This window comes from Methyloceanibacter sp. (genome assembly GCF_050726195.1).
Classification (GTDB): Bacteria; Pseudomonadota; Alphaproteobacteria; order Rhizobiales; family Methyloligellaceae; genus Methyloceanibacter.
The window spans coordinates 1-25,978 of the sequence record NZ_JBOHJC010000001.1; the positions used below are offsets into that span (position 1 = coordinate 1).

Genomic DNA, 25,978 nt, shown 5'->3' on the forward strand with positions numbered 1-25,978 from the left:
AGAAGCGTCGCCGACAATTCGGCGAGCTGTCGCTGCACCAGCACACGCTGCTCGATCAGATTGATGACGAGCTGCGACTTGAGCACTTCGGGGGTGGCGTCGATGTCGCCCTTGTCGGCGAGCATCTGCTTGATCAGCTTGGCCCTCGCCTCCGCTTCGGACTTCTGCGCCTCGGCGAGGATCAGCTGGCTGTTGAGCTCGGAGAGCTGCTGGGCGTTCAAGGTGACGTTGTTGGAGCCGGCATAGAGGCCTTCGCTGGCGCGGAACGTCTCCGCCGCCTCTTCCGATTCCGCCACCTTGGCGCGCAGCACCTCGATCTGGTCCTTGAGCCAGGCGGTGGCGTCCTTGGTCTGGGCGATCTTGGCGGTGCGCTGCCAGCCGATATAGACGTCGGCGAGCTGATTGGCGATCTCGGCGGCAAGCCCCGGATCGCCCGAGCTGTACTCGATGGCGATCACGCTCGACTTCGTGAGCTGGAACACGTCGAGATGGTCGGCGAGCGCGGTCGCCGCCCGCTCCTCCTCGCTCTCAGGGCTGCCGCGCATCAGCCCGAAGCGGCCCAGGAGGCGCCGCATCAAGGGCTGCCCTGCGTCCTTGGCGAAGGCCGCGTTGTTGGTGAGATCGAGGTCCTTGACCACCTGCAGGATGAGGTCGCGCGAGGACAGCACCTGCACCTGGCTCAGGACCGCCTGCTCGTCGAGCGCCACCCGCGCCGGGTCGCGGCCTTGATCGGTGGTCGGCCGCGTGAACGCCGATTCCTCGTTCTGGATGAGGATGCGGGCTTCGGAGGTGTAGAGCGGCCGCACCATAGAGAGGCCGATGAAGGTGCCGACCCCGGCCAAGAGCACGAGGCCCAAGATCCAGCCTTTGGCCCGCCACAGCGCGAGCCCCAGGCTGGCAAGGTCGACGTCGTCTCCTGCCGGATCGTCTGTTCGGGACTTGCTCACTTCAGGCGGAACTCCGGATACGCGCGGCGCTTAAGGCGCATTAACGCAGATCGCCGTAACCAAAGGCTTAAGCGCCGCGCCGCTTCGAGACGCATGCTCAGCATTCGTTAACCATGCGGCCTTAGCTTCGAGCCATGTGGGGTCTCACAAGCGTTCGGTTCGCCCGTTTGGCATTTCTGCTGCTGGCAGTGTCGGCCGCATGCCTCGGCGGCTGCAAGATGCGCTCGATCCCTGGGTTAACGACCCCGGACTTCGCGCTCTCCACCCCCGCGCCGCTGCCCGCCCCGGGCGAAGCTTTCCCGGCAGGCGCCGGCTCAAGCCCCCCGGGCGTTCCCGTCATCCCCAACGAGACCTACACCCTCGATTCCGGCGACAAGGTCAGGATCATCGTGTTCGGCCAGGACAACCTCTCCCGCGTCTATAGCGTCGACGGCTCAGGGCGCGTCGCCATGCCGCTGATCGGCGCGGTCAGCGCCCGCGGCCTCACCACCTTCGAGCTCGCAAGCGAGATCGCCGCCGACCTCAAGCAGAAATACATCAAGGACCCAAAGGTCACCGTCGAGGTCGAGACCTACCGCCCGTTCTTCATCCTGGGCGAGGTCAACAAGCCGGGACAATACGCCTATGTCAACGCCATGAGCGTGGAGGCCGCCGTCGCCATCGCCGAAGGCTATACCGAACGCGCCAAGCAGCGCTTCGTCCGCCTCACCAGGCGGTTCGGCGGCGTCATGTCAACCGTCATGGTCCCAACCGACTACCCAGTCCAGCCAGGCGACACTATTTACGTCCTCGAACGCATCTTCTAAAGCTCTCACGGGAACCTTCAGCCCTCGCGCCTTATCACGGGTCTCGTGAGCTCTAATTTTCGCATCCTTCATGTCTTGCGCGCGCCGGTAGGCGGTCTCTTCCGCCATGTGCACGATCTCGCCATCGGCCAGGCAGAACTCGGGGCCGAGGTCGGCGTCATCTGCGATTCCCACGGCGGCGGCGACGAGCTCGCCGTGGCGCTGAGCCGGCTTGCCGACAATTGCGCGCTTGGCGTCACGCGCATTCCCATGATCCGCCAGATTGGCCTGAACGACTGGCGCACCTATCGAAAGATCGCCAAGATCGCCGGCAAACTGGATGTCGATGTGTTGCACGGCCATGGCGCCAAAGGTGGCGCGTATGCCCGCCTCGCCGGTCGCAAGCTCCGCCGGCGCAAGGGGACCAAGGTGGTCTACACGCCCCATGGCGGCGTGCTGCACTACTCGCCGTCGACGCCCACGGGCCGGCTCTACCTCATGGCCGAGCGCAAGCTCGCGCGGCTGACCGACGGGATCATCTTCGAGAGCGTGTTCGCCGGCAATCGCTATGCCGAGATGGTCGGGCACCCGCCCTGCCCCGCGCGGGTCATCCCCAACGGTCTTTACCGTCACGAGTTCTACGAGTCTCTGCTTGCGGACGATGCGGCGGACTTCGTGTTCATCGGCGAGCTGCGCAAGCTGAAGGGGGTCGATGTGTTCCTCGAGGCGCTCGCCGCGCACCAGACCATCTTCCCGGGCCGGGCGATCATTGTCGGCAGCGGCCCCGATGAGAAATCGTTCAAGCGGCTCGCCCGCAAGCTCGGCCTCGGCCAGCGGGTCGTGTTCTCCGGGCCGCAGCCGGCGCGCACGGCCTTCGTTCGTGCCCGCTGTGTCGTGGTGCCGAGCCGCGCGGAGTCGTTCCCCTATATCGTGCTCGAGGCGGCGGCGGCGCAGATGCCGCTGATCGCCACCAATGTCGGCGGCATCCCGGAGATCATGGGCAATGTGCCCATGCCCCTGATCCCGCCGGGCGACGTCGACGCGCTCGCCGGTCAATTGCGCGCCTTCCTCGCCGACCCCAAGCCGTTCCTCGTGCGGGCGGCGGAGCTCCAGAAATATGTCGCCCAGCACTTCACCGTCGAGGCGATGACACGCGAGGTGGTCGATTTCTATATCGCCGACCTCGGCGCCGGCATCCACAAGCTCCCGGAACTCAGCCCCGCAACGGCCTCTTAACCATAGGTTAAGCACAGCCTTCCGTCCCCGCACCGCTTCACGCATCCAAAAGGCTCGCGTGCCATGATGATGGCCGGATTGCGCTCTCGCGCGCTCATCGCCCGGCCGGGTGGGCCGGACTCGGGGTCGAAGACGGATGGACAAAACCGAAGCGATTCCGACGCAGGAAGGCCTCGTCCCGCCGCGCGCGCGTGGCAAATCGGGTGTGTCGTTCCCCGAGCGGCGCCGCGCACCACGGCCGCCGCTGGCCGAGATCCGCCGCGGCGGCAAGCTCAATCTCTTGCCGCCGATCGTCGTGTCCGGTGCCGTGCGCATGGTCGAGTTCCTGCTCGTGGCCGTGCTCGGCTTTGCCATCTACCTCGCCTATGTGGAACATGACGGCGAGAGCGTGCACATCGTCTATCTCGGCGCCGTGCTCATCGCAGCGACCGCCAACACGCTGATCCTCCAGGCGCTAGATCTCTATCGCCTGCCCGCCTTCCGCGTGTTCGTCAGAAGTTTCACCAAAATCGTATTGGCGTGGACCATGGTGATGGCCGGGATGATGGCGCTCGCCTTCTTCGGCAAGGTCGGCGCCGACTTCTCCCGCGTGTGGATCGCGAGCTGGTACGCCACGGCGCTGTTCGCATTGTTCGGCGAGCGGCTCGCCCTGTCGTTCATGGCCAAGCGGTGGGTCAAGGAAGGCCGTCTTTATCGCCGTGCGGTGATCGTCGGCGGCGGCCCCGAGGCGGAACAACTCATCAAGGCACTGGAAGCTTCCGCCGACACCGACATCCGCATCGTCGGCATTTTCGACGACCGGGGCAACGACCGGGTCTCACCGCTGGTGGCCGGATACCCGAAGCTTGGCAATATCGACGAATTGGTGGACTTCGCCCGCGGCTCGCGCCTCGACCTGCTCATTGTGTCGCTGCCGGTGACTGCCGAGAAGCGCCTGCTTCAGCTCCTGAAGAAGCTGTGGGTGCTGCCGGTCGACATAAGGTTGTCTGCGCACACCAACAAGCTGCGCTTCCGGCCGCGCACCTACTCATACATCGGCAACGTGCCGTTCATCGACATCAGCGACAAGCCGATCGCCGACTGGGACTACGTCAAGAAGTGGTTGTTCGACAAGATCGTCGCCACGCTTGCCCTCATCGTCCTTGGGCCGCTCATGGCGGCCATTGCGCTCGCCATCAAGCTCGATTCACCGGGCCCCGTGCTGTTTCGGCAGAAGCGCCAGGGCTTCAATAACGAGCTGATCGACGTCTACAAATTCCGCACCATGTACACGAGCAAGACCGACGCCGAAGGGAACAAGCTCGTCACCAGAAACGACCCCCGGGTCACCCGGGTCGGCCGTTTCTTGCGCCGGACGAGCCTCGACGAGCTGCCGCAATTCTTCAACGTGGTGAAGGGCAATCTTTCCCTCGTCGGGCCGCGGCCGCACGCGCTCAAGGCCAAAGCCGCGGACAAGCTCTACGCCGACGCGGTCGACGGCTATTTCGCGCGGCACCGGGTCAAGCCAGGGGTCACCGGGTGGGCCCAGATCAACGGCTGGCGCGGCGAAACCGACACGCACGAGAAGATCCTGCGGCGGGTCGAACACGACCTCTACTACATCGAGAACTGGTCGGTGACCTTCGACCTCTACATCCTGCTGATGACGCCCTTCGCCCTGCTCAAGGGCGACAACGCCTACTAGGAAAAGGGCGGTTTCTGAGTATGGCCGTAACCTACGACGCCGTCGACGGAGCGGTCTCTCGTTCGAAACGGCAGGCAAGTCCCGGCGTCAAGCGGCTCGCGCTTGTCTATCTCTGGATCACCATCGCCATTAGCGGCGTGGTCTACTTCGAACCGGCACCTTACGACGCGCTGATGATCGGCGCCGTGATCCTGCTGCCGCTGGTCGGTCTTGCGCCCTTCACACGCGGGCTTGCCGTCTATCTCACGCTGCTTTGCGGCATCGTCGCCGGCGGTTTTGTCGCCACGACTCAAGCAGGCGTTCTCGGCATCCCGGCGACTCACGTCGCCGTCACGCTCTACCTGGCGCTCTCCTCCGTCGTCATGGCGGCGTTTGTCGCGCACAAGCCGGAGGCAAACGTCCGGCTGATCATGTCGGCCTATATGGTCGCGGCACTCGTTGCGGCGATGGCGGCGCTCATCGGCTATTTCGATCTCGTGCCGGGGCTCTACGACCTGTTCACGGAGTTCGGCCGCGCCCGCGGCACGTTCAAGGATCCCAACGTGCTCGGCGCGTTCCTCGTGCCGACCCTGCTCTATGCCTTTAACGTCGTGCTCACCGCCCGCTTCGTGCGCGGAAGCTTCTGGGCGCTGGCGCTGCCGCTTCTCCTGCTCGGCACGTTGCTCAGCTTCTCGCGCGGCGCCTGGCTGAACCTGTTCGTGTCGCTTGCCGCCTTCAGCTTCTTCATCTTTGTGATTGCGGCAACCAATCGCGAGCGCATCAAGCTCGTGCTCGCGATGGTGATCGCCGGCGTGTGCGCCGTCGGCGTCCTTGTGGTGGCGCAGAGCATCCCCAAAGTGGCCGAGATCATGGGCGAGCGCGCCACCTTGGAACAGTCCTACGACGTCGGGCCGGAAGGCCGGTTCGGCGGGCAGAGGAAGGCGGCGGAGCTGGTCATGACCCATCCGCTCGGCATCGGAGCCCTCGAGTTTGGGCGCGTGCATCACAACGAGGACGTGCACGAGGTCTATCTCAACATGTTCCTCAACACCGGATGGATCGGCGGCACGCTCTATATCTTTCTGGTGTTGGCAACGCTGGTGCTCGGGCTGCAGCTCGTGATCAGGGATCGCGGCGGCGATGGCGTCAGCGCCGTCCTCGTCGCCGCTTTCATCGGCATGGCGATCGAGGGCCTGGTGATCGACACAGACCATTGGCGGCACTTCTATCTCATCATGGCGATGATCTGGGGGATGGCGCTGGCGCGGTCGCCGGAGCTGCGCTGACGGGTTTTCGGCATCTCGCCTTTACTCTCACGCGCCGACGGTTTGAGCGTGACCAGTATTCTTGCTCTTCTGGCAAGGGCGCCGCTCGGCGGGCATAGTTACCTGGATCGCACTTGAGTGATGTTCGTCCGGTACCCACATAACTTCGCCGCCATGCTGTCGCGCAATTTCGCGCACAAGCGCGAGACCTAGGCCGGCCCCACACGCTTGTGTTCCGGGCACGCGGTAGAACGGCGAAAAAACCCGCTCCTGGTCGGCGGCGGGTACGCCCGGGCCGTGATCGTGCATGGCCAAGATCACATTCGAGGCACTGGGACGTACTTCGAGCTTGATTGGAGGACTGCCATGCTGCCGCGCATTTTCCAAGAGGTTTCGGATCATTCTGCGTAGCAGCGTTGGGTCTCCGCGCACAAAGCATGGCTCACCGCAAACCGAACAATCTTCGTAGCGGGCGCCCTCCTCAGCTGCCAGCGCCAGAAGGTCAATGTCCTCATGAATGTCGAGCTCTTTCAACGCATCGAGCCGACTCAAAAGTAGAATCTGTTCAATTAATGCATCTACCTCTGCGATGTCATTCTCGAAGTCAGCTTTGCGCTTTGGATCCGCCGACCCCTTGAGCAACTCTACACTCAAGCGAAGGCGCGACAGGGGCGTTCTGAGTTCATGCGACACATTTGCAAGCAAGAGCTTATGCGCGTCGACGAGCTGCTCAATTTTTGCAGCGGCTTGATTGAAGCTTTCTCCAAGTTGCGCCACCTCGTCATGGCCCTCTACATTTACCCGCGTCGTAAAGTTGCCAGCACCAAGCGATTTTACCGCGACCTGCAAACGCTCAAGATTGCGCGTCAAACGGCGAACGATCGGATAGCAGAGGACCGCAATCACGCCGACGAAACAACCCAACAACGCAAACCGCCATTGGGCACGCGAACGCAGCGACGAGGGTCCTTGCACCACAATCCAGCGTGCATCCGGAAGCCGGATCGCCAAGGCCGGCCCGTCGGGTCCTTGGAACCGCCCCCCAAAGTCATGAACCTCCTTTGGAGGCGGCAACTGACGGCCGGCGGCCCCGATTACTCGCATATCAGCATCGAACAAAGACATATCCAATCCAAGCCTTGCGGAAATTTGCTCTATGGCCTGTCGCTGCAATGATGGGTCTGCGTCTGCAAGCGGCAATGCCGAACCGACAAGTCGCCCTGCTAACACAAACGCTTGCTCCGCCGTAGACTCGCCACCAATCGGCCGCCACAGGGCTGCGGCAGCACTCAGGACAAGGATGAGGCTAATCAGGATCGTCAGATATATCTGATAGGAAAGCCGCTTCATGCACTGTTAGATCGGTCAATCCTGATGTCGTGTGAACACATAGCCTGCTCCCCGCACGGTGATGACGCGGCGAGGCCTCTTGACATCGTCCTCGATGGCAACACGGATGCGAGAGATGTGGACGTCGATCGACCGGTCGAACGCCTCTAGCGCCTCCCCCTTGAGAAGGTCCATGAGAACATCGCGTGTCATCACCTGGCCCGGGCGGCGCGCCATGGCTAAAAGCAGATCGAACTGATAGCCGGTGAGTGCTCTGGTGTTTCCGTCAATGCGAACCTCACGCGCCCCGGGATCGATCTCGAGCCGTCCGAAACGTAATACGTTGAGCGTGTCTGCATTCTTGCCCCGTCTCAAAACCGCCTTGAGGCGGGCCAGCAACTCGCGCGGCTCGAAAGGTTTCGGCAGGTAGTCATCGGCCCCTGTCTCTAGGCCTATGATGCGATCCAGCGCATTTCCGCGAGCGGTTAGAATGAGAATTGGCGTCGCCGACTTACCGCGCACTTGCCGACAAACCTCAAGTCCATCCATGTCGGGCAACATCAAATCCAGCACGATCGCATCGAAAGCATCGTGGCTGTGTCGGGCTATTCCGGAGGTCGCATTGAGCGCGTGGGCAACGCGGAATCCCGCTCCTCCGAGATAATCGCAAAGCATCTCAGCAAGACGCGCGTCGTCCTCGATCAAGAGAATTCTCTCCGTCACGGGCCCACTACCTCGCGACCTAGCAGACTGAAACCGCGACAGTGTCGTTCAAGCGGCCGCAACGAGCAAGTGTTCCGGCGGCCGAAGCGGGGTTCGGCAATGCAAAGTTTTGTAAAGTCGAGTGGCACTCCTGCTCCTGCGCGAGGCACCGCTTGATGTTCACTTTACGCAACTTTACCGCCCAGCAAAACGCGAGCAACCGCTCCTCCTCAAGTTGATATCTCAAAAGAGAAAACATGGGAGGGCGTTCATGCGACTCAGGGGTTCATCCGGCGACGACGTTTTGACCGGAAGCAAAAAATCCGACCGCATCTTCGGACTCGGTGGCGACGACAAACTCGCGGGGCTCCGAGGTAACGATGTACTCGAGGGGGCAAGGGCGACGATGTTCTCCTCGGCGGTGCTGGGAACGACACGCTTCGGGGCGGCCTCGGCAGCGACCACCTAATCGGGGGTAGCGGCGCAGACCTCATCGACGGCGGTAAGGGCAACGACACGTTGAGCTATGCCGGCTCACGGGGAGCGGTGAACGTGACGCTCGGAGTCGGCGGGCAGATGACCCTAGGCCAGGGTGGTCATGCCAAGGGTGATCGGATCACCAACATCGAGAACCTACTGGGTGGTAACGGCAACGACGTACTGACGGGCAATGAGCTGGCCAACGTCCTCGCAGGAGGCGCCGGTGCCGATGTCATCGATGGCGGCGAAGGTCACGACATACTCAAAGGCGGCTCGGGCAACGACACCCTTCTTGGGGGCGATGGCGATGACACGCTCATAGGGGGCCGTGGCGTCGACATCATCGAAGGAGGAGACGGCAACGACACTCTAAGCTATGCCAATTCACAAGCTCCGGTACGCGTGCGGTTAGGTGCGGGCGGAATTGAAACTGTCGGTCAAGGTGGCGACGCACAAGACGATCGGATTTCGGCTGTCGAGAACTTGATCGGCAGTGGCGGCGACGATGTGCTTACCGGGAATGAACTCGCCAACATTCTTGACGGCGGCAACGGCAACGACTTTGTCGATGGCGGCATGGGCAACGATACGCTCAAGGGCCGCGCCGGTAACGACACGTTGCTGGGCAATCTGGGAAGCGACGTAATCTTCGGTGGATCGGGCAACGACTATATCGACGGCGGCACGGATAACGACACTGTCTACGGTGGCGCAGGCGATGACATCCTGTTGGGCGGCTTTGGTCATGACACACTAAGGGGCGGTGATGGCGATGACTTCCTCCAAGGCGGCCAAGATGGCGACGATAGACTTGAGGGCGGTGCCGGCAAGGATACACTCCTTGGCGGAATCGGAAACGACACTCTGATCGGCGGCGCCGGTAACGACGTTCTGCTCGGCGGCGAAGGCCACGACACAATGATTGGCGGAGGGGGCAGTGACTTCTTCCAAGGTCTCGGCGGTGATGACACGATGGAGGGCGGTGCCGGGAACGATACGCTGATTGGCGGCGATGGCAACGACACCCTGATTGGCGGCGATGGTAAGGACGCGCTTCGAGCCGGGCTGGGCAATGATCTGTTGATCGGTGGCAGGGGCGCCGATGTAATCGAGGGTCTCGCCGGAATCGACACGCTGAGCTACGCGGGCTCTGGGGCTGCTGTGACGGTGACACTGGGAGTCGGCGGTGCGGAGACCATCGGTAAGGGAGGCGATGCACAGGGCGACCGCATTTCGAGCGTGGAGAACGTGATCGGCGGCGATGGGAACGACACACTGATTGGAAACGAATTGGCCAACGTCCTCGACGGGAGCAATGGCAATGACATCCTCGACGGCGGTGGTGGTAATGACACGCTTAGGGGCGGGGTCGGCAAAGACACGATGACGGGGGGGACCGGCAACGATACGTTCACTTTTGTGGCCGGCTTTGGCCAAGACACAATCACGGATTTTCAGGCAGGTGCAGGTCCAGGGGACACAATTGCGATCGACGACGCGCTCTTCGCAGACTTCAATGCTCTGCTTGCGGCGAGTGCCCAAGTGGAGAATGACGTGGTGATAACGGCCGACCCGGCCAACATCATCACGCTTCGCAACGTCGCGCTCGGAGATCTGAACGGCGACGATTTCTCGTTCTTCTAGTCGCCGAGGTAGTGGCGCCGCGGGTCGCCCCGCGGCCGCCGCTGTCGCGGCTCGGTCCCGGAGGCTCCGAAGGAAGTGGTCGGAGCGGGGAGATTTGAACTCCCGACCCCCGGTCCCCCAGACCGGTGCGCTAACCGAGCTGCGCTACGCTCCGACGTCTCGATGATCAGGAGACTTGCATATACTCGTTCGGGCCGCTGAGACAAGCCAAAGCAGGCCTTGGTGCCAAGCCTTGGTGAGGACGCTAGTCCTTGGCATCGGCGGCGGCAAGAAGGCGCTGGCACGTCTCGATTTCCTCGAGCACGGCGTCCAGCGTGTCTTCATGCAGCTTACGCGGAGCGTGCCGTGCCCGCCCGCCGCTCTGCGCCGCTTCCGCGGCGACGTCCGGGATATCGCGCAAGCGGGGCATGTCGTCGTCGGCATCATCCGCCTCCTCCGCAAGGCCCCGGTAGTCCATGACGAAACGCGGCCCTTGCTCCCGCAAGATCTTCTGGACCCCGCGAATGGTGTAGCCGTCGTCGTAGAGCAGAAAGCGAATTCCGCGCAGAAGCGCCACGTCCTCGGGCCGGTAGTAGCGGCGGCCGCCGCCTCGCTTCATCGGTTTGAGCTGGGCGAACTTGGCTTCCCAAAATCGAAGCACATGCTTCGGGACTTCCAACTCATCAGCGACTTCGCTGATCGTGCGAAACGCCTCGGGCGCCTTCTCCAACGCTCGTCCTCCTGGCGTCAAAACACCCAAGCCTACTCGGCCGCCTTTCTCCGCGACAGCGCCTCGTTGATGCGCTGCTTCATGATGTTGCTTGCGCGGAACACGAGCACGCGTCGTGGCGTGATTGGAACTTCCTGCCCGGTCTTCGGGTTGCGTCCGATGCGCTGACCCTTGTCGCGAATGCCGAACGAGCCGAACGACGACAACTTTACCGGGTCTCCGCGCTCGAGGCTCGCCACAATCTCGCGGAGCACAAGCTCCACGATCTCGGCGGATTCGTTCCGAGGCAGACCAACCTTCTGAAACACGGCTTCCGCTAGGTCAGCGCGCGTTAATGTCTTCCCGCTCATCGTGCGTACGGCTCCCCCAAAGTCGCGGGACGAACCAAGATGCTAGCCGAGCGGGTGTTGAGCGGTCAATCTCCGGTACAATCAAATTCCTGATATTGCGTCATATTCCGGCGAGGTGTGACATAAGCGGCACTCACCAGCGAATTAGCAACGCTCCCCAGGTGAATCCCCCGCCCATGGCCTCCAAGAGCACGAGATCACCCTGCTTGATGCGGCCGTCGGCGCACGCCGCATTGAGGGCAAGTGGTATCGAGGCGGCCGAGGTATTGGCATGCTTATCGACTGTAATGACAATGCGCTCGGGGTCTAACCCAAGTTTCCTTGCCGCTCCGTCCAAGATGCGCTTGTTAGCTTGGTGCGGTACAAACCAATCGATATCGGACGCTTGATAGCCGGCTTGGTCCAGCGTGTCGCCGATCACTTCACTGATCTTGGTCACCGCATGACGAAATACCTCGGGGCCATCCATGCGGACGTGGCCCACAGTCCCGGTCGAGGACGGTCCACCGTCCACATAAAGCTTGTCGCGATAGCGCCCGTCCGAGCGCAAGCAGGCCGCGAGAATGCCCCGATCGCTCATGGCGCCGTTCAATTTCTGCGCCTCCACGACGACCGCGCCCGCGCCATCGCCGAACAGGACGCAGGTGGATCGATCCTGCCAGTCGAGAATGCGCGAGAAGGCCTCCGAGCCGACCACCAGCGCGCGCTTGAATTGGCCTCCCTTCAGATAGTTATCGGCCGTGGCTAAAGCGAACACGAAGCCGGAGCAGACGGCCTGGATGTCGAACGCGGCGCCATGGTTGATGCCAAGCTCGGCCTGGATGGTCACGGCAGTGGCCGGGAAGGTCTGATCGGGGGTCGAGGTTGCGAGGATGATGAGATCGATGTCCTTCGCCTCGAGCCCCGCATTGCCGAGGGCGGCCCTTGCCGCCGCCACGCCCATCGTGGAGGTCAGCTCATCGTCGGCGACGATGCGGCGCTCTCTGATGCCGGTCCGCGCCGCGATCCACTCGTCGGAGGTATCGATGAGCTGGGCCAGGTCGTCATTGGTGACGACCCGCTTGGGCAGATATCCGCCAACGCCCTTGACCACTGACCGCAACGTGCTCAACGCCGTCCACTCCAAAGCCTACGCCGCACCTTCAAGCTCCAGCTTGGTGTGGAAATGGGCGACATCGCTCCCAAGACGTTCGACCACACCGCTCGACGCCATCTCGTAGGCGAGATCGATGGCGCTCGCAAAGCCCGTGGCGTCGGTTCCACCGTGGCTTTTAACGACGATGCCATTCAACCCAAGGAAAATGCCACCATTCAACTGGCGCGGATCCATCTTTTCCTTGAGGGCGCGGAAGGCGCCTTGCGCCAGAACAGCTCCTAGTCGAGCAAGGAACGAGCGCCCCATGGCGGCGCGTAGATACTCGCCGATCTGCTTAGCGGTTCCCTCGGCGGTCTTCAAGGCGATGTTCCCGGTAAAGCCGTCGGTTACGACCACGTCGACCACGCCGTGCCCGATATCGTCACCCTCGATGAAGCCGCTATAGCGGATGGGAAGCGGCGCTTCTTTCAGGACAGCCCCTGCGTTCCTGATCTCCTCCACGCCTTTCACTTCCTCAACGCCGATATTCAGAAGGCCGACCGAGGGCTTTTCCATGCCGAATAGGGCGCGGGCCATGGCCGCTCCCATGAGAGTGAACTCGACCAGCTGGCGGGAATCGGCGCCGACATTAGCGCCGACATCGAGCACGATGCACTCGGCATTGACGGTGGGCCAGATGGCGGCAATGGCCGGCCGGTCGACCCCTTGGATCGTCTTCAGGCAGAACTTCGCCATGGCCATGAGCGCGCCGGTATTGCCAGCCGACACGACGGCGGCGGCGCGGCCGTCGCGCACCGCCTCGATGGCGAGCCACATGCTCGATTTCCAGCGGCCGCGGCGCAGCGCTTGGCTTGGTTTTGCGTCCATGGCAATGGCGATATCGGTGTGAACGACCTCCGTCTTGCCGGCGAGTGTGGGGTGGGCAGCAAGCTCGGGCTCGATCTTCGCCGCATCGCCGACAAGGATGAAGCGCATTCCGGGGTGCCGGACGAGGGCAATGGCGGCAGCCGGAATGACCACGCTTGGACCGTGGTCCCCGCCCATGGCGTCAAGCGCTATGGTGACTGGAGCACCCATTTCCTTACCGATCAGGAAGACGTTACCCTGCAGCGGTCACGCCGCGGCAACCCCCGGAAACGAAACCCGAATAGACTTAAAAGGCCGCTAGTGACAACCGTAATCTGCCGCAGGGTTTCGCGCCCCTAGGGCTCCTTGAGTTGCTTCAGGGCGGCAAATGGGCCGCTTTCGCCGTCTTCGGGCTCTACCCCTCCTTGCGACCATTCGAAGCTCGCCCCCTCCCGTTTCGGATAAGGATCGAGCGCCGTGGCCAGAGTCTCGTAGATTACCGGTCCGAGGTCGAGCGTTCCATCGACGATGGCCTCAGGCCAATCGAGAAGGCCCGACTGTCTGGGGTCCTCGACCCTGCTCTCGAGATCGGCGATCAACGGCGCGGGCCAGAACTCGACGGCAACCGGGACGTCGATGCTGGCTTCGATGGGGTCGAGCGATACGACACAGGTTTGGGTGACGTTCGCTTTGAGCCTGCCGGTCAGCTGAACACGGCCCTGCCCGCCAAGACGCAGCCGATAGTCCAGGTTGAGATTGTCGAGGGACGCGAGCCCGAGCAGGGCGGCGATGGATGTCATCTCGGCCCGCGTGGCATCGATGGCGAGCGGAACGTTCTCCTCGATGTCGGCCGCGCGGACTTTCCGCGACAGCGGCGGGGTTTCAACGTCCTTGCTCACGCGGATTCTACCTTCGGAAACTTCAGCTCGCCGGCGCAGATATCTTGGAGAGGCTCGTGCTCCAAGTGCCGAACGATCCTCTTTACATAGGGTACCAAGCGTCCGCTTACAGCGTCAGCCTGCGTCTCGTCCAGGGGCAGCGAGCGGGCGATCGCGGCGGCGAAGGCCGCGTCCCCCCGCTTAAGGGCCTCCTCGAAGTCCTGCAACAAGGCGGCGCTTGAAGCGGCGAGCCCCCTCACCTTCTTCGGGATGCTGAGGTCGCCGATCCCGATCTCCCGCAGCACGGTCTCCATGTCGGCGGTAAACCGGTCGGCAAGCGCCTGGCCCATGCTACGCGCTTTACTGTCCCCATCATTCAGACGGTGCAACACGGCGAACAGATGGAGCAAAAGCACTGTAAACCGGCCCACAAGGGTGTCAGGCACGCCAAACTCCTGATAGAAAACGGGAAGCCGCGCCTGCGCCACAATCGCGCCATAGATTTCGTCGGCATGGGCATCTCTGCGGCGCCAAGGCAGCAGGGAGGCGACGGGCTTCAAAGTGGGGGCCATTTCGTCTAGTTTTTTAGCACTTCCAAACCGCTTAGCGGAGCGGGGCGCGAAGACGCTTACGGGCACTAAGAGGGGACGTCCAAGTCTTGCGCAAGGTCAAGCCTGCTTCCGTATGGGCTACGTTGCCCATGCTCGCCTTGCTTGCCACTGCATCGGTGGCGCTGACGGCGTGTGGCGCACAGATCGATCGGCACGGACACGTGTTCATCGATATCGACCTCGACCAGATTCAGCCGGGCATGTCGAAGGACGAAGTCCAGACCGTCCTTGGCTCGCCCGATACGACCAGCACCATCGGCGGCGACGCCTACTACTACATTTCGACGACGCAGAAGACCGTCGCCTTCCTCAAGCCGCGGGAGATCGACCGTCAGGTGGTGGCCGTCTATTTCGATGGCGCGCAGAGTGTTCAGCAGGTCGCACACTACGGACTGAAGGACGGCATTGTGGTCAACTACTATAAGGGCGAGACGCCAGCCCGCGGCAAGGACATCACCTTGCTCGAGCAGCTGTTCGGCAACATCGCCAACCGCCAGATGTTCAAGGACCAGCGGCAGAACGCGACCGGCATCCCGGGCCCGGGCCTCTAGCGAGACCCGGGAACGCTTCGTCCTATTGGTGGGCGAGCACCGCGAGCAGCAACAACGCCACGATATTGGTGATCTTGATCATGGGGTTCACGGCGGGGCCGGCGGTATCCTTGTAAGGATCGCCCACCGTATCGCCGGTCACCGCCGCCTTGTGCGCCTCCGAGCCCTTGCCGCCGTATTGGCCGTCCTCGATATACTTCTTGGCGTTGTCCCAGGCCCCGCCGCCCGCCGTCATGGAAATGGCAACGAACAGCCCAGTGACGATGACGCCGAGCAGCATGGCGCCGAGCGCGGAGAACGCCGCGCTCTTGCCGGCGATCCAGTAGATCACGAAATAGAAGATGACCGGTGACAGGACCGGTAGCATCGAGGGGATGATCATCTCCTTGATGGCGGCGCGTGTGAGAAGGTCGACGGCGCGGCCATAGTCGGGGCGTTCAGTGCCCTTCATGATGCCCGGCTTCTCCTTGAACTGACGGCGCACTTCCTCGACGATGGCAGACCCGGCGCGGCCGACGGCCGTCATGGCGATGCCGCCGAAGAGATACGGCAAGAGGCCGCCGAGAAACAGACCAACCACGACGTAGGGGTTGGACAGGCTGAAGGTCGGGTCGACCCCGGCGAAATAAGGGAACTTGTCCGCATTCGCGGCGAAATATTTGAGATCCTCCGTGTAGGCCGCGAACAGCACGAGCGCGCCAAGGCCGGCGGAGCCGATGGCGTAGCCCTTGGTCACCGCCTTAGTGGTGTTGCCGACGGCGTCGAGCGCATCGGTGGTCTTGCGGATGTCTTTGGGCAGGCCCGCCATCTCGGCGATGCCGCCGGCGTTGTCGGTGACCGGCCCGAACGCGTCAAGCGCCACCACCATGCCGGCCAGCGCCAGCATGGTGGTCACGGCGATGGCGATGCCGAACAGACCGGCCAGGATATAGGTGACGATGATCCCCGCCATGATTACCAGCGCCGGCAGCGCGGTCGCTTCCAGGGATACGGCAAGGCCTTGAATGACGTTGGTGCCGTGCCCCGTCACCGACGCCTTGGCGATCGAGTGCACCGGCCTGAACTTCGTGCTGGTGTAATATTCGGTGATGACCACGATCAGCGCCGTGACAACGAGGCCGACGACGCCGCAGAGATAGAGCGATTGGCCGGTGAAGCTCACGTCGCCCACCGTCATGACCGTATCCATGCCGACCAGCCAGGCGGTCAGCGGCCACAGCAGGATGAGCGACAGGACCCCGGTAGCGATGACGCCCTTGTAGAGCGCGCCCATGATCGACTGGCTCTTGCCGAGCCGCACGAAATACGTGCCGATGATCGAGGTGATGACGCAAACGGCGCCGATGGCCAGCGGATAGATCATCATCTGCACGACGCGATCCTCACCGCCGGCGAAGTAGATGGAGGCGAGCACCATGGTGGCGACGACCGTCACCACGTAGGTCTCGAACAGGTCGGCGGCCATGCCGGCACAGTCGCCGACATTGTCGCCGACGTTGTCGGCGATGGTGGCCGGGTTGCGCGGATCGTCCTCGGGTATGCCGGCCTCGACCTTGCCGACCAGATCGCCGCCAACATCGGCGCCCTTGGTGAAGATGCCGCCGCCGAGACGGGCGAAGATGGAGATCAGCGAGGCGCCGAAGCCGAGCGCGACGAGCGCATCGACAACTTGGCGCGAGGCCGGGCTATAGCCGAGAAACTGCGTAAGGATGAGGAAATAGATGGTGACGCCGAGCAGAGCGAGCCCGGCGACGAGGAGGCCGGTGATGGCGCCGGCGCGGAAGGCGAGGCTCAAGCCGTCGGCGAGGCTCTTGGTCGCAGCCTGGGCGGTCCGCACGTTGGCGCGCACGGACACGTTCATGCCGATATAGCCGGCAGCACCGGAGAGCACCGCGCCGACGGCGAAGCCGATCGCCGGTGCCATCCCGAGCAGATAAGCGAGGATGGCGAAGATGACCACCCCGACCAAGCCGATGGCCTGGTATTGGCGCGAGAGATAGGCTTGCGCCCCTTCCTGGATGGCGGCGGCGATCTCTTGCATGCGCGCCGTGCCTGGGTCCGAGGCGAGGACGGCCCTGGTGGTCCAAACGCCATAGGCGATGGAAAGCGCCCCGCAAGCAATGATGAGGTAGAGAACCCAGGTCATGACGGACTGTCCCCGTTTGTCGGCTCGTTGGGAAAGGGGGGTTCGCGACCGCAAGAGGCGTGACACGCAAGGTGCCCGCGGCCTTGTTGCCCCCGGGAGTGGACTTAAGCCCGGCGGAAAATGCCAAAGTTGCGGGGCGGACGCAACACACTGCCTCTCTAAGCGGCAATTTGGCCTAACGCTGGCTCAGCACGCTTAGAAGTGGCTGAATCCCTTGCGTTTTAGCTTGAGTGCCTGCCCCTCTCCGTCGAGCACGGCGATTCCCTCCCCGGCCGGAACAACCTCGCCGATCAGCGTGAACGCCGCTCCCTTGGCGCCCGCCTCCGATTCGAAATCAGCGGCACTCCTCTCGGAGACTGCCATCACGACCCCATAGTCGTCGCCGGCCGTGATCAGCACGGGGAGAAGTCCCGGCTCTCGAGCAAGCGCCTTCCTGGCGGCGGCGGAGAACGGCACGCGCGCGGCCTCGATCCTGGCGCCCACATGGGAGACGTTGCAAAGCTTCTCGATATCGCCGATCAGCCCGTCGGAGACGTCGATGGCGGCTTGGGCGAAATTGCGGACCAGAACCGCGAGGTCATTGTTGGGGCCCGGACGGCGATAGGCCTCGACGAGGAAAGCGACGTCGTTCTTCGTCAGAGCCCACGATGGGGCGAGCCCCGGCTCACGCAGCAGCCGGAGCCCGAGACAGGCATCGCCGATAGTGCCGCTGACATAGAGCCGGTCCCCGGGCTTTGCGCCGAGCCGCATCACGGCGTGATCGTGCGACACGAGACCAAGTGCGGCGATGGTGATGGTGAGGGGTCCGGGCGAAGCGGTGGTGTCGCCGCCGATCAGGCTGATGCCGGTGCGGTCCTGGATGTCGCGCAAGCCCGAGGCGAAGCCCTCGAGCCATGCGGGCGAGACATCGGGCGGCAGCGCCAAGGAGAGCAGGTAGACGTAGCCGCGCGATCCCTTCGCCGTGAGGTCCGAAAGATTGACCGCCAAAGCCTTGTGGCCGATGGAGTCCGCGGGGTCATCTTTCAGGAAATGCACGCCTTCGACGATGGTGTCGCAGGTCGCCACGAGCTCATGCCCCTCGGAGACCATGAGCACGGCGGCGTCGTCGCGAAGCCCGAGAGCGGCAGTGTCCTTGGCAAGGGGGGCGAAATAGCGCGCGATGATGTCGAACTCGTCGGCACCCTTGGTCGCGGTGCGTTCGGTCCGCTTAGCCATTGCCGGCCCCGCGCACCGCGAATTCCTTCGGCCGTGCAGCGCGGCCGATCTGGTCGAGGATGCCGTTCACGACCTTGGGCTCCTCCTCGCCGAAGAAGGCGTGGGCGATATCGACATACTCGGTGATCACGACTTTGGCCGGAACGTCCGGACGCGCGATGAGTTCGTAGGCGCCTGCGCGTAAGATCGCGCGCAGGATGGAATCGACGCGGGTCAGCCGCCAGCCTTCGGCGAGCTGCTTGTCGATCAGCGGGTCGAGCTGCAGCTGATCGCGCACCACCCCCTCGACGAGATTGCGGAAGAAGGCGAACTCCGCGTCACAATATTGATCGCCCTCGACCTCCTGGCCCAAACGGTGCGCCGCAAACTCGGCGACGACCTCGTTCAGGTCGATTCCGGTCATGTCCATCTGGTAGAGCGCCTGGACGGCGGCGAGCCGCGCGGCACTGCGGGAGGCCGCACGATTTGGCGTGTCGCCGCGGGCGGCCATGGCGGCTAGCGCCGGCTCGCGGAGGAGAAATGCTGCTCGAGACGCATCAAGGTGAGACAGGCGCGGGCGGCATCGCCCCCTTTGTTGCGTCCGTCCACGCTTGCGCGCTCCCAGGCCTGCTCCCTGGTGTCGCAGGTGAGAATGCCCATGCCGATGGGCACGCCATGTTGCACGGCGAGCTGATGCAGGCCCGCCGCAGATTCCCTGGCAACGATTTCGTAGTGGGCTGTCTGCCCGCGGATCACGCAGCCAAGCGCAATGCAGCCGCGATGGCGTCCGGCCCGGCCGACAAAGCCGTTGGCGAGTGCGAGGCTGAGCGCGAGCGCGATCTCGAGCGAGCCAGGCACCGCGATGCGCTCATAGTCCACGTGATTGCCGCGCAGTTCCTCGATGGCGCCGCGGGCAAGCTCGTCGGCGATGTCCTCATAGAATCGCGCCTCGATGATGAGGACCGACTTTGGTCCCTTACGGGTCATGAGGTCCGCTCCAGGCTGCGATGGCCAGCGACCTTAAGCCCGTAGCCTTCGAGGCCGACGATCTTGCGCGCCGGCGAGTTCGACAGAAGCACCATCTCGCTCACGCCGAGATCGAGCAGGATCTGCGCGCCGATGCCATACTCGATGAGCCGCTGCTGGCCTTGCCCGGATGCCGCCTGCTTCAAGCGCGTGGACATAGCGTCGGGCCGCGATTCCCGGATGAGAACGATGACGCCGCGGCCCTCGCGGGCGATAATGTCCATAGCCTTGTGGATGGCATTCTCGCGGCCAGCGCCAGAGGCCAGAACATCGTCGAGCGTGTTCAGGGCGTGGACGCGCACGAGCACGGGGCCGCCGGAGGCCACGTCGCCTTTGACGAGCGCCACGTGCTCAGCCGGGTCGACAGTCGTGGCGTAGACCTTCACGGCGAATTCGCCGTAGGGGCTGTCGAGGGTGGTCTCCGCCGCCACTCTCACCAGATGGTCGTAGCGCAGCCGGTAGGCGATGAGATCGGCGATGGCGGCGATCTTGAGGCCGTGGGTCCGAGCGAAACCGACAAGGTCGGGAAGCCGCGCCATGGTGCCGTCGTCGTTCATGATCTCGCAGATCACGCCGGCGGGGTAAAGGCCGGCGAGGCGTGCCACGTCCACGGCCGCCTCGGTGTGACCGGCGCGGACGAGTACCCCGCCCTCCTTGGCCAGCAGCGGGAACACGTGGCCGGGGGTCATCACGTCGCGATAGTCCTTGGTGGGGTCGATGGCGACCGAGATGGTGTGCGCGCGGTCATGGGCTGAAATTCCCGTCGAGACCCCCTCGCGCGCCTCGATTGATACGGTGAAAGCGGTCGAGAGCCGCGAGCGGTTCGACCGCGACATCAACTCGAGATGAAGCCGCTTGGCGCGTTCGGGCGTGAGCGCGAGGCAGACGAGCCCTCTGCCATGCTTTGCCATGAAATTGATGGCGTCAGGCGTCGCCATCTGCGCCGGAATGACGAGGTCACCCTCGTTCTCACGCTCCTCTGCGTCGACGAGGATGAACATGCGGCCGTTGCGCGCGTCCTCGATCACCTCCTCGATCGGCGAGAGGAACTCGTGGTGGGGCGCCCTGTGCGATGTCTTCAAAACGGTCACGGTCTGCCGCCTTCGTGCTGTGCCAGCCGCGCCACGTAGCGCGCGAGAAGATCAACTTCAAGGTTTACCAGATCGCCGGGCGCCCGGTCTCCCCACGTGGTGTGAGTGAGCGTGTAGGGAATGACGTTGACGCCGAAGCGGTTACTATCGGCTTCGTTAACGGTGAGCGAAACGCCGTCGAGCGCAACGGAGCCTTTCGGCGCAATGAAGCCGGCAAGCTCGGCCGGCGCCTCCAAGACGAACCTGACACTGGCGCCGTCCTCGTGACGGGCGAGGACTTTGGCACGGCCGTCGACATGGCCCGTGACGATATGCCCGCCAAGCTCCTCGCCCAGCGCAAGCGCCCGCTCCAGATTGATGCGCCGCCCCGCCTGCCATTCCCCAAGCGTCGTGCTGGCCAAGGTTTCGTTGGACACGTCCACTGCCAACACGGCCCCGTCACCCTTTGCCTTGCTGACAGCGACGACGGTCAGGCAACAGCCGTCGCAGGCGACCGACGCGCCTTCCTGGAGGCTCTTCCGTTTGTAGGGAGAGGCGATCGAATAGCGCGACCCGTTCCGCTCAAGGAGCGTCCCTACGCCGCTGACAATGCCAGTGAACATGTTCGCATCCGCCGCCACAATGTCATCCGGTCCGGCCCGAAGGCGCGCGAGGCGACCTTCGTGAAATCGCGGCTTCCCGTGAGGCGATCAAGGCCATCGCCGGCAAACGGCATGAGGCCGTCGGCGCCTACGGAGCTAGGGCCCTGGTAGATCACAGCCTCGTCCACGAGATCGGCGTCGAGGAAGGCGCGCGCCACCGAGGGGCCGCCTTCGACCAGCACCCGGGTGATGCCGCGTGCCGCCAGCGTCTCCAAGGCGTCTCGAACTTCGATGAGGCCGTGATCGTCGACGGGGACCGGCACGATTTCCGCGCCGCGCTCTTGCAGTGGCTCCGCATTCGCAAGATTTTCGCCCTCGGCGCAGATCAGCCAGACCGGCACCATCATGTCGTCGAAGAGCTTTGCCTCGGGCGGCGTGCGCAGGCGGCGGTCGAGCACGACGCGGATTGGAGAGCGGCAGGACATGCCAGGAAGTCGGCAGGTGAGCGAGGGATCGTCGGACAGGATCGTGCCGCGGCCGACTAGGATTGCGTCGCTTCTGGAACGCAGCAGGTGACCGTGGGCGCGGGCGTCGGGGCCGGTGATCCAGACGGGCTGTCCCTGTCCTTGCGGCACGAGCCCGTCGGCGCCGACGGCAAGCTTGAGCGTCACTGCCGGGCGCCCGTGCATGACGCGCATCAGATGACCGAGGGCGACCGAGGCGGCCTCCGCCGTCAAGACGCCCTCCTCGACGGCGATGCCGGCGTCCTTCAGGCGTGCAATCCCGCGGCCCGCGGTGCGCGGATCGGGATCGCGCAAGGCGATCACGGCGCGCGCAGGTTTCGCCGCAACAATCGCATCGGCGCACGCCAGGCCGCGCCCCTCGTGGGCGCAAGGCTCAAGGGTGACGTAAATGGTGCCGCCTTCGGTCTTGGCGCCGGCATGCTCGAGCGCCACAGCCTCGGCATGAGGACGGCCTCCCGGCGCCGTCCAGCCGCGGCCGACGAGCTCGCCATCGGCCGTGACGACGATCGACCCCACGGACGGGTTCGGCCAGGTGAGCCCAAGTCCGCGCCGCGCCAGCACAAGGGCCTGCGCCATATGCTCTTCGTCGCTCGGGGTCATGGGATAGGGGCCTATCTACTCTTCGGCGGCGGCGGCCTCGCTCGCCTCCGGCTCCTCGCCACCCTCAGTCCCCGCCAGCTCGCCGAGCAGCACCTCGAAATCCTTAGCCTCGCGGAAATTCTTGTAGACGGAGGCGAACCTCACATAGGCCACATCGTCGAGACCCTTCAATGCCTCCATCACCAGATGGCCGATGGTCTCCGAGCGGATGTCGTTCTCGCCCATGTTCTCGAGGCGGCGCACGATGCCGCTCACCATGCGCTCGACGCGCTCCGGCTCAACCGGGCGCTTGCGCAGCGCGATCTGCACCGACCGCATCAGCTTGTCGCGGTCGAACGGAATACGGCGTCCGCTCCGCTTGATCACAGTCAGCTCGCGCAGCTGCACGCGCTCGAACGTGGTGAAGCGTCCGCCGCAGTCGGCGCAAACGCGCCGGCGCCTAATTGTGGTGTGATCCTCGCTAGGGCGAGAATCCTTCACTTGCGTGTTGGTGCTGCCACAATAGGGGCACCGCATGCGCGACCGCCCTCCCCTTCCTCACCGTCACGCCCCGACGCTTACGGATAAATCGGATGGCGCTCGCAAAGCTCGATGGCACGCTTCTTCACCTTCTCCTCCACGGCGCGGTTGCCGTCGTCGCCGTTGGCGGCGAGGCCATCGAGCACTTCGAGGATCATGCTGCCGACCGATTGGAAATCGGTGATACCGAAGCCGCGCGTGGTACCTGCTGGCGAGCCCAGGCGAATGCCGGAAGTGACCATGGGCTTCTCCGGATCGAAGGGCACGCCATTCTTGTTGCAGGTGATGTGCGCCCGGCCAAGGGCGATCTCGGCGGCTTTGCCGGTGAGCTTCTTGGGCCGCAAATCCACCAGCATCAGGTGTGTGTCGGTACCGCCTGAGACGAGCGCGAGGCCGCCGTTGACCAGGGTCTCGCCGAGCGCCTTGGCGTTGTCGATGACCTGCTGCGCATAGAGCTTGAATGATGGCTGTAGCGCCTCGCCAAAGGCCACGGCCTTGGCGGCGATGACATGCATCAAGGGGCCGCCTTGCAGGCCGGGAAACACTGAAGAGTTGATCTTCTTGCCGATCTCCTCGTCGTTGGAGACGACCATGCCCGAGCGGGGCCCACGCAACGTCTTATGCGTGGTGGTGGTGCACACATGGGCATGGGGCAGCGGGCTCGGATGGAGGCCGGCAGCGACCAGGCCGGCAAAGTGTGCCATGTCGACCATGAGATAGGCGCCGACGGAATCGGCGATGGCGCGGAATCGCTTAAAGTCGATCTGGCGCGGATAGGCCGAGCCGCCGGCGATGATCATGGCCGGCTTGTGCTCGTGCGCGAGCCGCTCGACCTCATCATAGTCGATGAGATTGGTGTCCCGGGTCACGCCATATTGCACAGCGTTGAACCACTTGCCGGAGAGGTTGGGCGGCGCGCCGTGGGTGAGATGACCACCATGCGCAAGCCCCATGCCGAGGATGGTGTCGCCGGGCTTGATCAGCGCGAGCATCACCGACTGATTGGCTTGGCTGCCCGAATGGGGCTGGACGTTGGCGAATGCGCAGTTGAACAGGCGCTTGGCCCGGTCGATCGCGATCTGCTCGACAACATCGACATGCTGGCAGCCGCCGTAATAGCGTCGGCCAGGATAGCCTTCGGCATATTTGTTGGTGAGGAGCGTGCCGGCTGCCTCGAGGACGGCCTTGGAAACGATATTCTCGGAGGCGATCAGCTCGATCTCGTTCTGCTGACGCTCGTGCTCGTTCTCGATGGCCTCCCACACTTCGGGATCGGCATCTTCCAAGGGCTTGGTGAAAAAGCTGCTCTCGCGCGCCTCGGCGCGGCGAATATCACTTGCCGTCATGGCTAACTGCTCCTCGAGCTCAAACTTCCCGCCGGCCTAAGACGAATGCGCCCCGCGGGCTCTCCTCATGTCGCGCGCACTTTAGGCACGTTTGGCTGCCTCTACCACATGTCGCGGGACTGCGCCAGCAACACCCCAACCATAGACTGCGCCGACCAGGCTAATCCAGCGGTCGCCTAAAACCAAAGGATTTCGAGTGGCTTAGGTGTGCGCCACACGCAAGAGTTCATCCGGAGGAAACTGGATGGCCGCTTACGTTTCTAGATGGCTCAGTACGCCGAGGCGGTGAAGGCGCCAGCGTCGTGGTTATAGATATCCGGGCGGAAATGCACCTGCCCGTCGGGCGTTGCCCAGGCGCTCACATAGGCCAGATAGATCGGAATCGGGTTGGCCACCTTGACGTCGATCTGCTCGCCCGTGTGCTTCATCTGCTCGATGCGGTTGAGGCTCCAACCGGGATTGTCGCGCATGATCCAGGCGACAAGCGACGAGACGTTGTGGACGCGGACGCAGCCGGAGCTTTCGAAGCGGATGGCCTTGCCGAACAGGCTCTTGAGCGGCGTATCATGCAAATACACGGCATCCTTGTTCGCGAAATTGATCTTCACGAAGCCGAGGGAGTTCTCCTCCCAAGGGCGCTGTCGGAAATTATAGCTGTAGACCGCTTCGCCGAACCAATCGATCTGCCGCGGATCGAGCGGGTTGCCCTGCTGGTCGAACGCCTCCATGTGGTAGGCCGCCAGCATGTCCTGGCCGCGCTGCGCGAATTGACGGCCCTTTGGCACGAGGTCCTTATGGACGATGCTTCTTGGCACGTGCCAATAGGGATTGAAGTTGATCTCCGAGATCTTGCTGGAGAGTTCCGGGGTCGGCCGCTCGATCTTGCCGACGACGGCGGCGTGACGCTGGACCACCTGGCGGCCTTCGACGGCTTCGACCTGGGCCGCGGGGACGTTGACGAGCACGTGGCGGCCGGCTGCCGAGGGCGCGAGACTTTGCAGACGCCGCAGATTTGCCTCGAGCTGAGCGAGACGCACGCTCGCCGGGACGTTCAACGCTTCGACTGTCGCCTTTGAGTCGACCACGCCCGTGGGGGGCAGTCCGTGACGAACTTGGAACTTCTTCATCGCGGCGACGACCGCGGCGTCGTACTCGTCGGGGATGCTCATGCCGACGAGATCGCCGCTGACCTCAAGCCGCTTGTGCAGGATGACGATCTCCTGACCGCGCGCGCCAGGCTTCATCGCCACGGCCGGTACGGCCGGCCAGCCGCCTTGCGCCACGATCGCTTTGTACTTCTCAATGGCCGCCTTGGTCGCCGCGATGTTGTTGGTGGACAGAGTCGGCAAGCCGAGGGCCGGGTTGACGATCATGGCGACCTCGGGGTCGCCCTCGGGGAGCTCGGAAGCGTGCGACTCATGGCTGGGAGCAGTACGCGATGCACCCTTGCCCCCGCCAAACAAGCCGCCGAACAGACCGCCGCCGCCCTGCGGCGGGCCCGGCTGCGCCTGCGGCGCTTGATACTGGTTGTACTGGTCGGGGGGCTGGTTTTGGCCTTGGCCCTGATTCTTGCCCTTGAACCAATTGAATGGCCCGGCGCTCGACGGCTCAACGCTGACGACGAGAAGGGCGACAGCCAATCCGATGGCGGCAAGGATCGCCCCGCCGCTCAATCTGCACGTAAACTTCGGCATGTGCCGGTCCCCGTCCGTTGCGGCCCATCTTCGCTTAACTATAAGCGCTTTACGTTTACCGCTCTACTCGTTTCGGGCCCGCCTTAATCCTCGCTTGGTGACACAAATTCTTTAACCAAGACTGAGGCCAAGGCGAGCCTTGGAGGCTGCAACCGCGCACGCCGC

General features: G+C 63.7%; 25 protein-coding genes, 1 tRNA gene and 2 pseudogenes. 8 read left to right on the forward strand and 20 right to left on the reverse strand.

The annotated features are described in order from the left end of the window. Nucleotides 1–947: GumC family protein (locus ACRECX_RS00005; RefSeq protein WP_431556758.1), on the reverse strand; the 947-nt coding region annotated here is incomplete at its 3' end. Nucleotides 948–1,114: 167 nt separating this feature from the next. Here ACRECX_RS00005 and ACRECX_RS00010 point away from each other — a divergent pair. The 4 genes from ACRECX_RS00010 (at nucleotide 1,115) to ACRECX_RS00025 (ending at nucleotide 5,917) form a co-directional block, all read left to right on the forward strand. After that, complete coding sequence (locus ACRECX_RS00010; RefSeq protein WP_431556759.1) at nucleotides 1,115–1,753, forward strand: polysaccharide biosynthesis/export family protein; 639 nt, start codon at nucleotides 1,115–1,117, stop codon at nucleotides 1,751–1,753. Nucleotides 1,754–1,798: 45 nt separating this feature from the next. After that, nucleotides 1,799–2,968: a glycosyltransferase family 4 protein gene (locus ACRECX_RS00015; protein WP_431556760.1), complete on the forward strand. Its 1,170-nt coding sequence runs from the start codon at nucleotides 1,799–1,801 to the stop codon at nucleotides 2,966–2,968. Between the two features lie 136 nt (nucleotides 2,969–3,104). Continuing rightward, the gene (locus ACRECX_RS00020) at nucleotides 3,105–4,652 is read left to right on the forward strand and encodes an undecaprenyl-phosphate glucose phosphotransferase (RefSeq protein ID WP_431556761.1); all 1,548 of its coding nucleotides are present in this window, start codon (nucleotides 3,105–3,107) and stop codon (nucleotides 4,650–4,652) included. Nucleotides 4,653–4,672: 20 nt separating this feature from the next. Beyond that, entirely contained in the window at nucleotides 4,673–5,917 is a 1,245-nt protein-coding gene (locus ACRECX_RS00025) for an O-antigen ligase family protein (protein WP_431556762.1), read from the forward strand. A 27-nt stretch (nucleotides 5,918–5,944) separates the two neighbouring features. Here the strand turns inward: ACRECX_RS00025 and ACRECX_RS00030 are convergent, their stop codons facing one another. Together ACRECX_RS00030 and ACRECX_RS00035 are read right to left on the reverse strand one after the other, a co-directional pair. Then, nucleotides 5,945–7,246, reverse strand: coding sequence for a sensor histidine kinase (locus ACRECX_RS00030; RefSeq protein ID WP_431556763.1), 1,302 nt, complete (start codon nucleotides 7,244–7,246; stop codon nucleotides 5,945–5,947). 15 nt (nucleotides 7,247–7,261) lie between these two features. Beyond that, on the reverse strand, nucleotides 7,262–7,948 hold the full coding sequence (locus tag ACRECX_RS00035; protein WP_431556764.1) for a response regulator: 687 nt from the start codon (nucleotides 7,946–7,948) through the stop codon (nucleotides 7,262–7,264). Between the two features lie 250 nt (nucleotides 7,949–8,198). Here ACRECX_RS00035 and ACRECX_RS00040 point away from each other — a divergent pair. From ACRECX_RS00040 to ACRECX_RS00050, 3 genes and pseudogenes are all read left to right on the forward strand, one after another. Beyond that, nucleotides 8,199–8,267 (forward strand): annotated as a pseudogene (locus ACRECX_RS00040) (hypothetical protein); the annotation flags it as partial. Nucleotides 8,268–8,350: 83 nt separating this feature from the next. Further along, nucleotides 8,351–8,401: pseudogene (locus tag ACRECX_RS00045) on the forward strand (hypothetical protein); the annotation flags it as partial. Between the two features lie 78 nt (nucleotides 8,402–8,479). Continuing rightward, nucleotides 8,480–10,051: a calcium-binding protein gene (locus ACRECX_RS00050; protein WP_431556765.1), complete on the forward strand. Its 1,572-nt coding sequence runs from the start codon at nucleotides 8,480–8,482 to the stop codon at nucleotides 10,049–10,051. A gap of 76 nt (nucleotides 10,052–10,127) precedes the next feature. On the opposite strand, the gene ACRECX_RS00055 is transcribed toward ACRECX_RS00050, so the two are convergent. The 7 genes from ACRECX_RS00055 to ACRECX_RS00085 all read right to left on the reverse strand — a co-directional run bounded on the left by ACRECX_RS00055 (nucleotide 10,128) and on the right by ACRECX_RS00085 (nucleotide 14,490). Further along, nucleotides 10,128–10,205, reverse strand: a tRNA-Pro gene (locus tag ACRECX_RS00055). A 90-nt stretch (nucleotides 10,206–10,295) separates the two neighbouring features. Then, entirely contained in the window at nucleotides 10,296–10,760 is a 465-nt protein-coding gene (locus tag ACRECX_RS00060) for a MerR family transcriptional regulator (protein ID WP_431556766.1), read from the reverse strand. A gap of 32 nt (nucleotides 10,761–10,792) precedes the next feature. Continuing rightward, complete coding sequence (locus ACRECX_RS00065; RefSeq protein WP_431556767.1) at nucleotides 10,793–11,110, reverse strand: integration host factor subunit alpha; 318 nt, start codon at nucleotides 11,108–11,110, stop codon at nucleotides 10,793–10,795. A 133-nt stretch (nucleotides 11,111–11,243) separates the two neighbouring features. Next, a complete protein-coding gene (locus tag ACRECX_RS00070; RefSeq protein WP_431556768.1) occupies nucleotides 11,244–12,221 on the reverse strand; it encodes a beta-ketoacyl-ACP synthase III in 978 nt (325 codons plus the stop codon). Between the two features lie 18 nt (nucleotides 12,222–12,239). Next, nucleotides 12,240–13,283 carry a phosphate acyltransferase PlsX gene (plsX, locus tag ACRECX_RS00075; protein WP_431556769.1) on the reverse strand — a complete coding sequence of 348 codons (1,044 nt, stop codon included), beginning with the start codon at nucleotides 13,281–13,283 and terminating at the stop codon, nucleotides 12,240–12,242. Between the two features lie 125 nt (nucleotides 13,284–13,408). Then, a complete protein-coding gene (locus ACRECX_RS00080; protein ID WP_431556770.1) occupies nucleotides 13,409–13,951 on the reverse strand; it encodes a YceD family protein in 543 nt (180 codons plus the stop codon). Next, complete coding sequence (locus ACRECX_RS00085; protein WP_431556771.1) at nucleotides 13,948–14,490, reverse strand: ubiquinol-cytochrome C chaperone family protein; 543 nt, start codon at nucleotides 14,488–14,490, stop codon at nucleotides 13,948–13,950. The genes ACRECX_RS00080 and ACRECX_RS00085 overlap by 4 nt, the downstream gene beginning before the upstream one ends. Before the next feature lie 98 nt (nucleotides 14,491–14,588). Between ACRECX_RS00085 and ACRECX_RS00090 the strand changes: the two genes are divergently transcribed. Next, entirely contained in the window at nucleotides 14,589–15,092 is a 504-nt protein-coding gene (locus ACRECX_RS00090; protein WP_431556772.1) for an outer membrane protein assembly factor BamE, read from the forward strand. Between the two features lie 22 nt (nucleotides 15,093–15,114). Here the strand turns inward: ACRECX_RS00090 and ACRECX_RS00095 are convergent, their stop codons facing one another. The 10 genes from ACRECX_RS00095 to ACRECX_RS00140 form a co-directional block, all read right to left on the reverse strand. After that, complete coding sequence (locus ACRECX_RS00095; protein WP_431556773.1) at nucleotides 15,115–17,238, reverse strand: sodium-translocating pyrophosphatase; 2,124 nt, start codon at nucleotides 17,236–17,238, stop codon at nucleotides 15,115–15,117. Nucleotides 17,239–17,433: 195 nt separating this feature from the next. After that, nucleotides 17,434–18,453 (reverse strand): thiamine-phosphate kinase, encoded by a 1,020-nt coding sequence (thiL, locus tag ACRECX_RS00100; protein ID WP_431556774.1) that lies wholly within the window; start codon nucleotides 18,451–18,453, stop codon nucleotides 17,434–17,436. Further along, entirely contained in the window at nucleotides 18,446–18,943 is a 498-nt protein-coding gene (nusB, locus tag ACRECX_RS00105; RefSeq protein ID WP_431556775.1) for a transcription antitermination factor NusB, read from the reverse strand. The genes thiL and nusB overlap by 8 nt, the downstream gene beginning before the upstream one ends. A gap of 5 nt (nucleotides 18,944–18,948) precedes the next feature. Continuing rightward, the gene (gene ribH, locus ACRECX_RS00110; RefSeq protein ID WP_431556776.1) at nucleotides 18,949–19,419 is read right to left on the reverse strand and encodes a 6,7-dimethyl-8-ribityllumazine synthase; all 471 of its coding nucleotides are present in this window, start codon (nucleotides 19,417–19,419) and stop codon (nucleotides 18,949–18,951) included. Continuing rightward, entirely contained in the window at nucleotides 19,416–20,549 is a 1,134-nt protein-coding gene (gene ribB, locus ACRECX_RS00115; RefSeq protein WP_431556777.1) for a 3,4-dihydroxy-2-butanone-4-phosphate synthase, read from the reverse strand. Before ribB ends, ribH begins: the two co-directional genes overlap by 4 nt. Next, complete coding sequence (locus ACRECX_RS00120; RefSeq protein ID WP_431556778.1) at nucleotides 20,546–21,151, reverse strand: riboflavin synthase; 606 nt, start codon at nucleotides 21,149–21,151, stop codon at nucleotides 20,546–20,548. The genes ribB and ACRECX_RS00120 overlap by 4 nt, the downstream gene beginning before the upstream one ends. Further along, entirely contained in the window at nucleotides 21,124–22,254 is a 1,131-nt protein-coding gene (ribD, locus tag ACRECX_RS00125) for a bifunctional diaminohydroxyphosphoribosylaminopyrimidine deaminase/5-amino-6-(5-phosphoribosylamino)uracil reductase RibD (RefSeq protein WP_431556779.1), read from the reverse strand. Before ribD ends, ACRECX_RS00120 begins: the two co-directional genes overlap by 28 nt. 15 nt (nucleotides 22,255–22,269) lie before the next feature. Beyond that, a complete protein-coding gene (nrdR, locus tag ACRECX_RS00130) occupies nucleotides 22,270–22,770 on the reverse strand; it encodes a transcriptional regulator NrdR (protein ID WP_431556780.1) in 501 nt (166 codons plus the stop codon). 41 nt (nucleotides 22,771–22,811) lie between these two features. Continuing rightward, entirely contained in the window at nucleotides 22,812–24,119 is a 1,308-nt protein-coding gene (gene glyA, locus ACRECX_RS00135; protein ID WP_431556781.1) for a serine hydroxymethyltransferase, read from the reverse strand. A 269-nt stretch (nucleotides 24,120–24,388) separates the two neighbouring features. Continuing rightward, nucleotides 24,389–25,813, reverse strand: a complete 1,425-nt coding sequence (locus ACRECX_RS00140; protein WP_431556782.1) for a L,D-transpeptidase family protein — start codon at nucleotides 25,811–25,813, stop codon at nucleotides 24,389–24,391. Between the last annotated feature and the right edge of the window lie 165 nt (nucleotides 25,814–25,978).